This window comes from Paraglaciecola sp. 25GB23A (assembly GCF_040012495.1).
Lineage (GTDB): Bacteria > Pseudomonadota > Gammaproteobacteria > Enterobacterales > Alteromonadaceae > Paraglaciecola.
On the sequence record NZ_JBDYKM010000013.1, the window covers coordinates 1 to 14,186 of the forward strand.

Sequence of the window (14,186 nt, forward strand, 5' to 3'; positions counted from 1 at the left end):
TCGGCCACACAAAAAAGAGTGACGAACGCAGCGCGAGACACAGTGATAATAAGGAGTATCAATAAGACTGATTTGGCATTGACGTGATTGTGGCATGACAGACCATCCGTGGTTGTTTGAACCTTTAAAGCGTAGTTCAAAACTGATTTTTTGCTAATTTATGATGGATGTCCAATTTATAGTCTAATTTACAACGCTCAGACTAGACGCGAATAATCATTGAGTTTAATAAAGAAGAGTACAGTTCAGGCATTAGCGTTACTTTGCATATAAGATTCTAGGCGGTCAGTTTCGGTTTTGACCACCTTATAACATTCACAGGATTGTTCTTCTAAACGAGGACGATCAATTACATGTATATGTCCTCTCTTATAGGTAATAATGCCGAGTTTCTGAAGTTTCCCGGCCGCTTCTGTCACCCCTTCTCGCCTAACTCCTAACATATTGGCGATCAGCTCTTGGGTCATAGTCAGATTACGACCAGCTAAACGGTCAAGAGATAATAAAAGCCAACGACACAGCTGTTGGTCAATACTATGGTGGCGATTACAGACGGCTGTTTGTGCCATTTGGGTAATGAGAGATTGGGTATAGCGCAATAACAAGGTACGCATATCGACTTGACTATTAAACTCCTTACGCAACTCAACAGCCGGCATACGGTAAGCCCATCCAGCACTTTGCACTACCGCTCGACTCGGGGTGCTTTCACCGCCCATGAATACGGCAATGCCGACTAGTCCTTCATTACCAATGACTGAAATTTCAGCAGAGGACCCGTCGACCATAACGTAGAGTAAAGAAATTATACTGTCGGTAGGGAAATAAACATAATCTAGTTTTTCACTTGCCTCATAAATTACTTTGCCTAGCGGTAATTCAATTAATTTTAAATGCGGAAAAATTCGATCTTGCACATCAAGAGCAAAGGCGTTGAGTAACCTATTTTTTACTTTATCCATCTTTTATTCAGTGTCCTTTTAAATGTCCTACCGAAACGACTAAAATTCTGGACAATTGAATGGCCTACGGGCTTATCACGAGGCAAAGCTGACTGGTGTTCAGATTGAATTTGATTGGGTGTTGGATCGCTAATTTTCACCTGAGTTATTACCTGAGCCTTTGGCCAATAAGGACTAATCTCTGATTTTTTTAATGTATTAATTTTTCTGTGACTAATGATTATAATGCTGCCACTGTTGTCCATAAAGTTTTATACACCTTGTGTTATACACAGCATCAACTTGTGCCTTGTATTGCTAACAAACTAACAGTCTGGCTTAATTGAATATGTACGCTAGCACACATAGCTTCATGTGTTCGGTTCGTTTTAATTTTATTTTGATTTAAACGGTGGGATTAATCTGAAATATGGAAAAAGCAAGTGTGGCAGCTATGCTTTGAAAATTTTGGGAGCGACCTTGGCAATAACCTGTTTATAAAGAAGTTTAGTCAAACATATCCAATTGTTCGTCTTTTTCTTTTCTGACTAATCGTTCAATTACAGCAGCGCGGTTTTCACCTCGAGAATCTATCCAAGCTAATATTTCGGGTGACAAACGCAGGCTGATACCCACTTTTGGGTTTTTAATTTTAGGGCGACCAGCACCTTGGCGTTTGCCGCCTCGATTTTCTAACTTCATGATAGCAATCAAGTTTCTATATAAAAACCAAGTATTACACTATTCAAAAATAGTGTAAACCTAAGAGGCTAAAGTAAAGATAGTAGAGGATACAATTTATTGTATTACACTATTCATAAATTAATGTAATACAATATTCAAATTATTAAAGGCTCCTCGAATATTGCGTACAGCTAAATATGTTATGTCGTGGCAAATACGCTTAGTAACAAATTAGACTGAGTATTTTGGTGTGGTCGATGGGCAAATTAAGAAAATAACGTTAGTATAATTAGCAATCATTTAGCAAAGATGCTGTCATATCTGTGTCTTTTCCACCTTATTATTAATTACGCGGTTCATGTCAATACTCTTGCTTACTTTACGTCCTTACCATGTTTTAAAAACTATCCTGATAGCAGGCTTATTATTGAGTGTGTCAGCTTGCTCAAGCATGGGCTTCAAGAACGTTTTCTCGGATTATGCTGACCAATTAAAAAGCGTTCGTTCTGCCCAATTAAATGGTGATTTTAAAGCCGCAGCGGCCATGATAGAAACACCCAAATCAACACAAACAAATTACGCTTTAACTTTACTTGAAAAAGGTCGGCTTAGTTTTTTGGCCAATGATTGGACCCAAAGTCGCAAAGAATTTAATTTGGTTTCAGACGTTCTAGAACAAGAGGCAGTTAAAGCTAAGCTTAGAGTCAGTAAGGGGCTAGCTAACGTCACAGCTTTGGTCAGTAGCGACAATGCTATTAGCTATGATATCCCTGCTTACGAGCAAACCATGTTACACAGTTATCAGGCCCTCAATTATTTATTTTTAGGACAAATTGACGGTGCATTGGTTGAAGTGCGCCGAGCAAACTTAGTTCAAGAAAATGCCTTAAAGGAGTATCAACAAGATATCGATAAAGCGACTGAAAAGTTTGATAAAAAAGCGCTAAATGAAGCTTATCCATCTATGTCTGCCATGATTGGTGATGTTAAAAACGGTTTCCAGAATGCATATACGTTTTACTTGTCAGGTTTACTTTACGAAGCGGCTAAGCAGCCAAATGATGCTTATATTGATTATAAACGAGCTCTAGAAATATATCCTGCCAATCGTTATCTACAGCAAGACGTATTGCGTCTTGCGACTCAATTGAACATGGTTGATGATCTGGCACTATACTCCGCTAAATATGGTCCATCTCAATCTGCTGGTAATGTAGATAAAGGAGAACTGGTGATCATTGTTGAGCGCGGCGTGATCCAAGCCAAACAAGAGGTGGCAATTAGCCTGCCGATTTTTACTAATGCTTATCAAGCACGCTTTTTCAATTTTGCTTTACCGGTTTATCAGGGCAAACTTACTCAGCATGCAATGCTCAGTGTCAATATCAATGAACAGCGTTATGCTGCTGAGTCGATTGCTAAATTACAATCTCTTGCATCTAAACAGTTACAAGAACAAGTGCCAGCCTTAGTCACACGGCAAGCCCTAAGATTGGTGGCAAAAGAACAACTACGTCGCACTATGAGTAAAGAAGGCGGAGATATTGGCAACATTCTGGCCACTATTTATAATATGGCTTCTGAGCAAGCCGACACTCGCAGTTGGCTGACATTACCAGACGAAGTACAGATTATTCGGATCCCTTTGGATGCTGGCAAACAGCAAGTCAAGTTGGTTTATGGTAGTAAAAATGAAACCATTGAGCTCGATATAAAGGCTAAGCGCATTACCTTGCTTAATTTAACAACTATTAACCAATTTGAAGGTCTTAAGATTACACAATTATAGTTGAGTCAATTGTCACTAGGACAAAAACAGCTTGTAACAATAATCTGTTTTTCCTCGCTCTTAGCTGATATCAAGTTAAATTGGCCTCAGGTAAAATAATAGTAATTCAATCTCAATACAGTGGTAGCCAAATTAGGTTATCAATAAAGGATAGACAGGATAACGTGATGAAAAAAATACTTTTAGTTAGCGCCATAGGTCTTTCGTTAAGCCTGTTGTCGGGCTGCGCCAATAAACCCGTAGTACGCTATGGAGATGCAGCCGCTATTGAAACGACAGACATTAACTTTGGTTCGACAGACTTGCAAAAAATCGCAAATGAAATGACAGAATCGCTTTTGCAATCGCCTGTGGTGGGCACTATGACGGCGAATAAGCGTCCTATCGTATTTGTTGATGAGGTTAAAAATAAAACCAGTGAACACATTGATACTGAATCTTTGACCGATTCTGTTTCCACCCAGTTGTTGCGCTCAGGCAAATTCCGATTTGTAGACATGGGCAAAGTCACTGCTGTGCGAGAGCAGTTGAATTATCAAAATGACGGTGGTTTAGTTGATCCCAACAAAGCCATACAGTTTGGTAAGCAAGTAGGTGCTGAATATATGTTGTACGGCAATTTATCGAGCATCGTAAAAACCAATGCTGATAAGTCAGATGTATACTATAAATTTACCATGCGTTTAATGGATTTGGAAAGCGGCTTAGTAGAATGGGCTGACGAAACCGAGATCCGCAAAACCCGAAGTAAAGAGATGGTGGGCTGGTAAAAACAAGGTTGTTAAAAAGTTAAATTAACAATGAGGAAAGGATCATGAAATCGTTGCTGGTGTGTATCATGCTATTTATGGGCTATTCGTCCCCTGCTCTGGCCGATTATCAGCGCAACGAAGCGGTGCCCGTTGATAAAGTTTTATTCGGCAAAGTCAGATCAATACGCCAAATTACGCAGTCAGAATTGATTGAAGATCGCAATCATGGCTGGGAAGTATTTGGCGGAGCTTTAATTGGCGGTACGATTGGTAATCAATTTGGTAGTGGTAGCGGTCGGGTTCTTACCACAATATTGGGTGCCATGTTGGGAGGCTCGTTAGCTGATGAAGGCAAGCAAAAACAACAGCAAGTCACCTTGCAATTAGTTGAATTGATTGTTGCTATTGATGATGGCAGTGAATTTATGGTGGTACAAGATTTTGACCCTAATATGGTTTTTCATGCAAAAGACAAAATACGTATGATTTATTTAGCTGATGGTTCAGTTCGCATTGATAAACAAATGTAGCCTGTGTTTGCGGCTACTTTAACTGCTGAATATCACGCAATATCCAAGTACTATGGTGTTGTTCAAAACCGATTTTAGGGTAGTATTCTTGAGCAAGAGGGGCTGCCAACAAAATCAGATTACAATTTACTTTGAGCTGCTGTTTGGTGAGTCTAATAAGCATCTTACCGATACCCTGCGTTTGATTGTGTTCATCCACCGCTAAATCGGATAAATAACAACAATAATGAAAATCAGTTACTGAACGGGCAATACCGACCAGATTGTTTTTTTGCCAGGCTGTTACCAGTAAATTTGTATTATCTAACATACCTTGAATCGTTGTTGCGTCGCTGAGGGGTCTTCTTTCACCCAAAGAAGTTTGACTTAATAAATCGCAAAACTGTTTGGCCGTAATTGGGTGATTAATCTTGTATTCAATCTTCATTGAAGTTCCTTTCAACAATCAAATCAATAAAAATTATAAGCTCATCAATACATTAACAATTTATGTTAAAAAAGCCATCATCTACAATTTATTGTCCTATTTAAATTGAACTGTGTTTATGCAATATCTATGTGCAAATGAGGAGGTCTACCAGCACCTTGTCTTGTGCTGATACCCTCCTTTATACACTAACTAAAGAATGAATCGATTTCGCGCTTAGCTTCTTCTTTAGTTTTACCATATTTTTGTTGGATTTTACCTATCAACTCTGAACGACTACCGTTGATTTGATCCAACTCATCGTCAGTTAGTTCGCCCCATTTTTTCTGAGCTTTACCCTTCCATTCTTTCCAACTACCTTCGATACGATCGCTATTCATAATCTACTCCTTATATATAATAGTTAACGATTTGCATAATGCACAGTGGTAAAAGCAAAGGTTGAGCCAGCTTTTACCTAAAATAAAAATGCATATTTATCAGTGTATTACAATAAGTTTGACCGTTATGAGATAGCCCGCCGGTCGAAGGCCTGTCAGCACTACACAGCTAATTGTGTAAAATTTACAGGAATGTGTAACAAGTTTATTTGAGCATTGAGTTAACATGCTCAAAATTTGCGCTCAACGCAATTAATCAATAAACACTCAAAGCAGGCTACACTATTGTTCATTGAATTTTTGCCAATCGCACTTTTCGTATTGTTATTCACTTATGGTGTAACTCAAGTCTTTCCTTATCAACGGGATAGCGTTGTCGAAAAAAAGACCAATATAGTCGTACTTAGAGCCTGCTGCAGTAGCAAAAAGATCAAACTTATCTGATAAACAAAGAAATGTGTTTATTATTGTAGCAAAGCTAAAATTGACCTAGCCATGGCAGAATCAGAGAAAAACCAAAGGGAAGTTAGAACCCAAAAAGGTTTTATTTAAAGTAGATGCAGCTGATCTTTTTAGCGTTGTATAAAAGCAGTTATAGCCCTTATCAAAGTATGTTGACTAAAAACCATATTATTTGTCAGTTGCTGATGGGGTTAAAGCAATTACAAGGTAATCATGATATTAATTATCTGGTAATTATGATCAACATTAGTTTACTTGTATAGCCACAGTATCTTTGTCAATAACCACCCTTTACTAACAGCAGAGAAGCTTAAAACGTTATATACTCCAGCGAAATTTTCTACAAAAACGCTTAAAGCGAACAAATCGAGAGCCATAATGGCGATAGCCCATACTCCGTCAAAACTTAGCCTGCCCCAACAAAATCCAGGGGTAAAGACGGTCTTAGAATTCCTTATTCTCAAGTTTCCAGCGATACCCTGTGAGGTTTGGCAGCAGCGGGTTGCCGATGGAAAAGTGCATTGGCATGACGGTTGTTTAATTAATGCACAAAGCGCGTTTGTCGCACAGCAACGGGTTTATTATTATCGTGAAGTTGTTAGCGAGCCTATTATTCCCTTTGCAGAACACATTATCTTTCAAGATGAATTGATTCTCGTGGCATTTAAGCCGCATTTTTTGCCTGTTATGCCAAGCGGTCAGCATGTCGAAGAATGTCTGCAAAATCGCTTACGTCTGACCACCGGCAATCAGCAACTGCAAGCGGTCCATCGCATAGATAAGGGTACTGCGGGTTTGGTTTTATTTGCGACTAAGGCCGAAACTCGGCCACACTACCACAGACTATTTGCAAGCCATCAAGTTAGCAAAACTTATCAGGCAATTGCTTACACAAGTGGCAATACGCCGCTGCATAATCAACAATGGGAAATTAAAAATCGTATAGAGAAATCAGAGCCAAGATTTTTGATGCATATTGTAGAGGGGCCAGCTAATAGTCATTCGCATATTCGCTGTTTGCAACGCGCAGCCGATAAAGCATTATTTGAACTTTCACCCATCACAGGTAAAACTCACCAATTGCGCTTACATATGCAAAGTTTAGGATGGCCACTTTTACACGATAACTACTATCCGACCTTACTGCGTAATAAACCAGATGATTTCTCGAAGCCACTGCAACTATTGGCTCAGCAACTGCAATTTATTGACCCGATTACTCAACAAAAACGGTATTTTTCTAGCAATACTGAACTCAGTTTAAATTAAGCCTAGTCTGTAACAAACCTTGATCTTCTTATTGTTCGAAGGCCACATTATATTTTTTAAGCAACATGTCTTCTATTTTACCCTTTGCTAACATACGCCCTTCATTCCAAATTTTTATTAGCTCTTGTCTTTTAGATACTGGGATTTTCTTAGAGAAAATGGGACGTTCTACCAATTTTTTTTCAAGGCCGGGACGCACAATCTTAAGCTCATTATTTAAATTTAGGCGGTTGAGTACATGCTGCAGTACGAGATCGTTATCTGCATACAAATCAACTCTATTTTCTTTAATCATGCGAAACACGCGGTCTACCACATCATCGTAACCCGCGATCACTTCAACTAAGTTGGCGTTTTTGGGATCGTCAATGTAATTCTGATAATCGATACTCATCGAGCTGTAATCCCAGCCCGGCCCTGTTGCTATGCGTTTACCTTTTATAGATTCAATCCCATTGTATTGCCAAGGATCACTGCGTCTGACGACAAAAGCGGTGGAGTATGCAAAGGTCGCTGCATTGGCATATACAAAATCCTTTTCTAAATTATTAGCAAATAGGTATTCAGGCAACATATCGCACAACCCCTCTGCCACCATGGCTAGCCCTCGCGCTAAAGGAACTTCATAATATTCCAGCGTATAACCTTTTGCTGTGTATATTTGTTCCAACATGTCGATGACAACCCCACGGTCTGAAGACTCATCTGAGGGAAATATGGTCATTGGGGCCCATTGGTCGTAACACACTTTTAAAGTTTCAGTCTCACGTGTTTGGGCGAGACTAACGGCTGGCAGAAAGAGCATAAATGATAATAGATAAACTATATGTTTAGGTTTCAATATACTATTTTTCAACACGATCACGGCCCTTATCCTTTGCCCCATACAACTTTAAATCGGCGCGCTTAAATAGCTCGTCAATCGATTGGTCTTTTTGCTCAGATGAGCTAAGCCCCAGACTGACAGTGTAGCTGACGGTTTTACTGTCAACTTGCAAGCTTGATTGACTAATGGCTTTACGTATTTTATCGGCAAGCTGAAAGGCATCATGTTCGCTTGTATCTGACAGGAATATAGCAAATTCTTCCCCGCCTACTCTGCCAAGTAGATCTGATTTTCTTAAGAAAGTTTGGATGGTATGGGTGAAATGGATCAGCACTTTGTCACCGATAAAGTGACCGTAGGTATCGTTTATCTGTTTAAAGTGGTCTAAATCCATCAAAACAAAGCAAGCTGGCGAATTCTGACGCTGTGACAATACAAGTAAATGCTGAGCCATATCAAAAAAACTGCCGCGGTTTAAGGTACCGGTTAAAGAATCTCTGGTGGCAAGCTCTTTGAGCTTTTTATTTAATATTTCCAGCGCTTCTGTGCGTTTTGCGACTGCGTCTTCTAAGCGATTACGCGTGGTTTGCTCGTCCTCTAATAGTCGCTCTCTATCGGTTTGTATGGCAAAGAGCATCCTATTAATATGTTCCTGAAGCTGACTGAGTTCGTTATTCTCAATATTTGAAAGTTTTATGCGTTTACTCCCATTTTGACTTAATTGAACCTCATCTACTTGCGACATTAACTCTTTCAACGGCCTTGCCAAATAGCGATCAAGCGCCCAAACAAACAACCAAAATAAAATAGATAACTTTATGATTGCGGTCATGGCTATTAAGGAAAAACCAAACAAAACCCGGTCTAAAACCACTTCTGACGATGAATAAATTGTCAACGATCCAAGATAAACGTCTTTCTTATTTAGCGTCCAAATTAGTTCTGATTTGGTTTCGAAGATTGACAAAGGCACTGAATCTAGGGGGTACGAGCGTTTGGAAATTATAATTTGCTCATGTATATCGCCAACATCCACCCCGACAATAATGGGCATCTTAATAAGTCCCGCGATAAGTGCATCTAACTGATTTTGGTTGTATTGCCACAAACTAGTAGCAATCGGCCCACGCACGGTTTCCTCTAACTGTTTTAATTCATTTAAGATGGAATCTTGCGTTTTTAAATATTCAGTTAAAAACTGCATGCTAGTGATGAGGCAAGTTACGCCAAGATAAATTGAAAATATTACACGCAGAACTTTTTTGGATAGATTATTGGGACTTATAAAACTTGCAAACACTAAAACCGACCCTACCCAATAAACATCAACTAAAGACTAAGTTTAGAGCACTATGGCCCCTAATGAAACAAACTTCGCTTTTACACTAGGCCTTAAATTTGTTACCGCCAATAGCACGTTGAAGGTGTTTAGGCCTCTGGCGCATATCATTTGTAGTTGTGCATAGCTAAGGATATGCATCATTGAATGTTCTAAAAAATATAAGAAAAGCTAATCGTGATATAACATTGCGCATCGCTCGAAAGCACAGGAGTTTTAGTGAGGGTAACATTCCTTGGAGAAAGATTTTTATAACATCGACCAGCTCGGACTAACACTTTATTGTGCGTGCGTTTTTCTAATACTGGGTAACATTATTTGCGAATGCCTACCTTTGCTCAAAACAACAGTACACGTTTTATGATACCAGCATCTGTCTGATCAAACTTTCGCAGCCCTCTCTATCTAAGTAACGCGGCACCGCATAAGTAAAACGGGCCTCATTAAGTGCGGCCGCCGCAATCTGCGGAATATCTTTGCGCTGCAAGGCATCTAACTTTTGTGGAATATTAAATTGACGCTGCATTTCGCGAATACGCTCAATAAATGCATCGGCAAGTTCAGCATCAAAGCCATTAGTTGGGCCAATGTTACACGCCTTGGCTAGTTCAGCGAGTCGACGACTACACTTAGACTTTGAAAAATCCAACACGTAAGGCATAACTATGGCATTAGCCAAACCATGAGGCGTATGGTAAAGCGCGCCAAAATTATGGGCAATGGCATGTACGTAGCCTACACCTGCCTGAGTAAAAGCCATGCCTGCCAAATTGGATGCTTTACTCATCGCCTGTCGTGCCGCTAAATTGCTACCGTCATTTACTGCCGTTACCAAGTTAGCCATAATTAGCTGGGTAGCTTGAATGGCAAGCTTATCGGTACGTTGTAATGCATTATGAGAAATGAAAGCCTCTACTGCGTGAGTTAACGCATCCATGCCTGTCGCAGCAGTAATATTAGCGGGTAAACCAATCATGAGTTGACCGTCTAGTGCCGCAGCCACCGGCATTAGTTTTAAATCGATTATTGGTAATTTACTTTGCAGTTTAGGATCTGAAACCACAGCAGCAATGGTAACTTCAGAACCCGTCCCCGCCGTTGTTGGAACAGCATAAAGTGGTAATGTACCGCTAAAATAAACTTTAAAAAGGCCTGCCATCTTGGCAATTGGTTTATTAGTTTTGCCCCGAGCAGCAATAACCTTTGCCGCATCAATAGATGAACCGCCACCAACAGCTAGTACTGCCTCACAACCATTAGCCTTTAATACGCTAACGCCCGCTTCAATTTGTGCAATTGTTGGATCGGGCATTACACCGTCGTAAATCGTAAGCGTGACGCCATGTTTTGCTAATTCCGCCTTCATTCCATCTAACAATCCCAATTTGACTAGCATGGCATCACTGACCAATAGCACTTTTTTGTGCCCCTGGGCAGCAATGTGCCGACACAATTCAAGTGAAGAACCCGAACCCTCAAAAATTCTTGGCCACTTAAATGGCAACATAAAGGTGATGCATTTAAAAATAAACATATAAATTTTTAAGAAAAATACTTTGAAGGCAAACATTAATGATCCTCGAAAAATCGTTTTATGCAGGGTTGAATGCGAAGATACTCATTGGGTGTTTGATAGACACCCAGACATCAAGACTAAAGCGGCCCAATATAGTTTGAATTTTCTATAGATGTTGGGATAAAAACACCAAGCTTCGACCTAATGCCAAGGCGGAGGCTTGCTGGTTGTACATGGCAGGACGGCCCCAACAATTAAAGCCGTGATCAGTCGCTGCATAATCGTGAAAAATAGCATTATTATGTTTAGCAAATGCGGCTTTTACTTTTTGCACAGCATCTTGCGTAATATGGCCATCTTGCATGGCGTAATGGAACATAATTGGCTGGTTTATTTTATCTGCAAGCTGCAGGCAACCATCAATACCGCCCCCGTAAAAACATATGGCAGCATCGACATCACTTAAAGCAGCAGTGCGAAAGGCTAGCTGGCCTCCCATACAAAATCCCACTACGCCAACCTTAGCAGTGACTGCGGGTAAAGCCCGTAAGGTGCTAACAGCATCAACTAAGTGTTCAGCGGCATCAGCAAAATCTAATTTACCATACAAACTAAAAGCTTGTTTATTACCGCCATCATCGTAATCCAAGTTAACTCGATGCTCTAATTGCCAGAAAATATCGGGGGCGAGTACTACATATCCAGCTAAAGCATATTGATCGGCCACTGCTTGAATATGAGCGTTTACTCCCCAAATTTCTTGGATCAATATTAAACCTGGACCGCTACCACTGGGAGGAAGGCTTAAATATCCTGAGTACTCTTTATTTTCTTGCTGTTTAATTGTGAACCAATGACCATTCATAATAATTCCCCTTATAAAGCGATTGAGTTTGCTAAGTTTAGCTGCGAGTAGTTTTTAAACCACCAGGAAATGAGTAACGTATAATACGCCAAAATACGGTTAAGTACTGACCTATAAAGCTGCCAGTATTGTAAGCAATGCCATATTTCTTTGCGAGTTTTTGTACTTCAGGCGCAATTTTAGGGTAGTAACGAGCTGGGATGTCAGGGAATAAATGATGCTCAATTTGACAACTCAAGTGGCCTGTTAATATGTGCAACCAAGTGGGTCCGCTAAAGTTAGAGGAGCCTAACATTTGACGATAATACCAATGGCCTCGACTTTCATTTTTGCACTGAGCCTCACTAAACGTGTGTACATCCTGGGTAAAATGACCACAAAATATGACCGTTGACGTCCACAAATTACGGATTAAATTAGCCAATAGGTTACCCGCGAATACCCATAAGAACATCGGTCCAGCAATTAGCGGGAAAAAAATATAATCCTTGAACAACTGCCGTGCCCCTTTATTAAAAAAGGCTTTCTTTAAAGCTGCGTCACTTATTTGTGAGTGACGTTCGGTTTTTTTTCTCGTACTAAAGACCCGTTGACCGGCTAATTCGTGGTAAGAAATTCCCCACTGAAATAGCAGACTTAACACTAAATAAGTACCGCCTTGCCATAAATTGCGCACTCGCCACGATAAATCGTTACTCAGTCTCAATAAGCCATAACCAAAGTCACGATCTTTACCAATAATATTGGTATAAGTATGGTGTTCAAAATTGTGAGTACGTTGCCACGAACCTGAGTCACAAGCGATATCCCACTCGTAGCGTTTTGAATGTAACAAGGGATCATTCATCCAATCGTATTGACCGTGCAGTACATTGTGACCAATTTCCATATTGTCTAAAATTTTAGCGAATGCCAAAACAAATACACCCACTAACCATAGCCAAGGCGTCACAAAACCCAAGACCAACAAAATTCGTCCTGCAATAGCACTCAGTCGCTGAACAAGCATGACCCGTTTGATATAACGGGCATCACCTTCACCAATTTGTTGTTGAATAGTGTGTTTTAATGCATCCAAGTCAAATTGTAAGGCATCTAATTGTTGTGCGTTGGGAGTCATTTTTATTACCTTAAAGTTGTATAACAAGTTCACTAACAGGTTGACTGATACACAGTTGGATTTGCTCTTCACCATGACCACTTAATAATCCACTGCGTATATCTCGGACTTGGCCAGAGACCTTTTGACAAACACATTGAAAACACACCCCCATGCGACAGCCAAAACTAGCTTGCAAACCACCTTGCTCTGCCCCTTGTAGCAAGCTTAAACCCTTTGCCATCAGGATATTTTGCGCAACCCCGGCCTGTACAAAGGTCGCCTGTATTTTTGTTATATCATCACTTGAAAGGCTTGGCGCAGGTAAACCAAATTGTTCTTGGTGAATACAGTCTTTGCTCACACCTGACGTAATTAGTGCATGGTGAATGGCCTGCATAAATGGAGCTGGACCACATATATAATATTGTTGTGTCAGGGCTAAGGAAGCCACTTTACTGGCAAAGTCAGCAGCGGATTCTGTGTGACTTTGACTGAGGTTTATGCTTAGCAGTGGTTGTTGGGCAGCCAGCGTTTGAAGCTCACTTAATAAAGCTGCATTGCTTGCATCCTTGACTCGATAAATCAGGGTGACTGGGCTCGACCAATGATCTTGACTCAACAACATGGCGGCAATTGGCGTAATACCAGAACCGGCAGCGATAAACGTTGTCGACTGAGGGATTTTCTGCCAAACAAAATCGCCACTGGCCACTGAAATATTTAGCTTGTCGTCAGTCTTAAGAGTTGCCAATAGGGGGGTAAAAGCGCCGTCTTTTTGGATTTTACAACATAACTTCACTTGCCGATGTGTTTGCCACAGCGCAGTCGATGAGCATAGACTAAAAGTTCGGCTCAGCCATCGTCCATTACGATTAAAAGTTAAACTAATATGCTGCCCGGCAATAAATCCGGGCCAGCGCTTAGATACTTTCAAATGTAAGTGCAGCACGTCCTGCGTTTTAATTTCAGCACTTAATACCTTAGCACCAAAACTGCCCGGTAAATAATTAGGCTTCATAAAATTAATTATGGGCAGCAGATAACGAATTAGTGAATCTTGGTTACCTAACATCAGGCAAAAGGAGCACCACAGTCGGTGCAAAAATACATTCATAGTTGGCGCTTCTATGGATTAATTAATTTGAGCGCACAGTTGTACACCAAACCAAGTGGTATGGCCAGTTAAAAATGCAATCAAAATAACAAAATAAACATAAAACATTGTTTAATATATAATTAATTAATTTTTACTTAAATATATTAAAGACATCTCAGGGTACACCTGTATTTTTTAGCTTTGTTCA

General features: G+C 40.2%; 14 protein-coding genes and 1 pseudogene. 4 read left to right on the top strand and 11 right to left on the bottom strand.

The annotated features are described in order from the left end of the window. The 3 genes and pseudogenes from ABKW31_RS15435 to ABKW31_RS15445 form a co-directional block, all read right to left on the bottom strand. Nucleotides 1–96: pseudogene (locus tag ABKW31_RS15435) on the bottom strand (Type I secretion system protein TolC); the annotation flags it as partial. Between the two features lie 149 nt (nucleotides 97–245). Then, nucleotides 246–962, bottom strand: coding sequence for a Crp/Fnr family transcriptional regulator (locus ABKW31_RS15440; protein ID WP_348617460.1), 717 nt, complete (start codon nucleotides 960–962; stop codon nucleotides 246–248). A 486-nt stretch (nucleotides 963–1,448) separates the two neighbouring features. Continuing rightward, entirely contained in the window at nucleotides 1,449–1,643 is a 195-nt protein-coding gene (locus ABKW31_RS15445) for a hypothetical protein (RefSeq protein ID WP_348617461.1), read from the bottom strand. Nucleotides 1,644–1,983: 340 nt separating this feature from the next. On the opposite strand from ABKW31_RS15445, the gene ABKW31_RS15450 reads away from it, so the two are divergent. The 3 genes from ABKW31_RS15450 (at nucleotide 1,984) to ABKW31_RS15460 (ending at nucleotide 4,696) form a co-directional block, all read left to right on the top strand. After that, entirely contained in the window at nucleotides 1,984–3,414 is a 1,431-nt protein-coding gene (locus ABKW31_RS15450; RefSeq protein WP_348617462.1) for a hypothetical protein, read from the top strand. A 167-nt stretch (nucleotides 3,415–3,581) separates the two neighbouring features. Beyond that, nucleotides 3,582–4,184: a penicillin-binding protein activator LpoB gene (lpoB, locus tag ABKW31_RS15455; protein WP_348617463.1), complete on the top strand. Its 603-nt coding sequence runs from the start codon at nucleotides 3,582–3,584 to the stop codon at nucleotides 4,182–4,184. Nucleotides 4,185–4,228: 44 nt separating this feature from the next. Further along, nucleotides 4,229–4,696 (top strand): glycine zipper 2TM domain-containing protein, encoded by a 468-nt coding sequence (locus tag ABKW31_RS15460; RefSeq protein WP_348617464.1) that lies wholly within the window; start codon nucleotides 4,229–4,231, stop codon nucleotides 4,694–4,696. 13 nt (nucleotides 4,697–4,709) lie between these two features. Here the strand turns inward: ABKW31_RS15460 and ABKW31_RS15465 are convergent, their stop codons facing one another. Both ABKW31_RS15465 and ABKW31_RS15470 read right to left on the bottom strand, forming a co-directional pair. Beyond that, nucleotides 4,710–5,123, bottom strand: coding sequence for a GNAT family N-acetyltransferase (locus ABKW31_RS15465; protein ID WP_348617465.1), 414 nt, complete (start codon nucleotides 5,121–5,123; stop codon nucleotides 4,710–4,712). A gap of 188 nt (nucleotides 5,124–5,311) precedes the next feature. Then, entirely contained in the window at nucleotides 5,312–5,503 is a 192-nt protein-coding gene (locus tag ABKW31_RS15470; protein ID WP_348617466.1) for a CsbD family protein, read from the bottom strand. Between the two features lie 840 nt (nucleotides 5,504–6,343). Between ABKW31_RS15470 and ABKW31_RS15475 the strand changes: the two genes are divergently transcribed. Beyond that, on the top strand, nucleotides 6,344–7,234 hold the full coding sequence (locus ABKW31_RS15475; RefSeq protein ID WP_348617467.1) for a pseudouridine synthase: 891 nt from the start codon (nucleotides 6,344–6,346) through the stop codon (nucleotides 7,232–7,234). 28 nt (nucleotides 7,235–7,262) lie between these two features. On the opposite strand, the gene ABKW31_RS15480 is transcribed toward ABKW31_RS15475, so the two are convergent. The 6 genes from ABKW31_RS15480 to ABKW31_RS15505 all read right to left on the bottom strand — a co-directional run bounded on the left by ABKW31_RS15480 (nucleotide 7,263) and on the right by ABKW31_RS15505 (nucleotide 13,996). Then, nucleotides 7,263–8,120 carry a transporter substrate-binding domain-containing protein gene (locus tag ABKW31_RS15480; protein WP_348617468.1) on the bottom strand — a complete coding sequence of 286 codons (858 nt, stop codon included), beginning with the start codon at nucleotides 8,118–8,120 and terminating at the stop codon, nucleotides 7,263–7,265. Next, the gene (locus ABKW31_RS15485) at nucleotides 8,080–9,360 is read right to left on the bottom strand and encodes a diguanylate cyclase (RefSeq protein ID WP_348617469.1); all 1,281 of its coding nucleotides are present in this window, start codon (nucleotides 9,358–9,360) and stop codon (nucleotides 8,080–8,082) included. The genes ABKW31_RS15480 and ABKW31_RS15485 overlap by 41 nt, the downstream gene beginning before the upstream one ends. Before the next feature lie 397 nt (nucleotides 9,361–9,757). Continuing rightward, the gene (locus tag ABKW31_RS15490) at nucleotides 9,758–10,969 is read right to left on the bottom strand and encodes an iron-containing alcohol dehydrogenase (RefSeq protein WP_348617470.1); all 1,212 of its coding nucleotides are present in this window, start codon (nucleotides 10,967–10,969) and stop codon (nucleotides 9,758–9,760) included. Between the two features lie 112 nt (nucleotides 10,970–11,081). Beyond that, nucleotides 11,082–11,780, bottom strand: a complete 699-nt coding sequence (locus tag ABKW31_RS15495; protein WP_348617471.1) for a dienelactone hydrolase family protein — start codon at nucleotides 11,778–11,780, stop codon at nucleotides 11,082–11,084. Nucleotides 11,781–11,817: 37 nt separating this feature from the next. Next, on the bottom strand, nucleotides 11,818–12,900 hold the full coding sequence (locus ABKW31_RS15500) for an acyl-CoA desaturase (RefSeq protein WP_348617472.1): 1,083 nt from the start codon (nucleotides 12,898–12,900) through the stop codon (nucleotides 11,818–11,820). Between the two features lie 10 nt (nucleotides 12,901–12,910). Beyond that, on the bottom strand, nucleotides 12,911–13,996 hold the full coding sequence (locus tag ABKW31_RS15505) for an iron-sulfur cluster-binding domain-containing protein (protein ID WP_348617473.1): 1,086 nt from the start codon (nucleotides 13,994–13,996) through the stop codon (nucleotides 12,911–12,913). Nucleotides 13,997–14,186 lie beyond the last annotated feature (190 nt).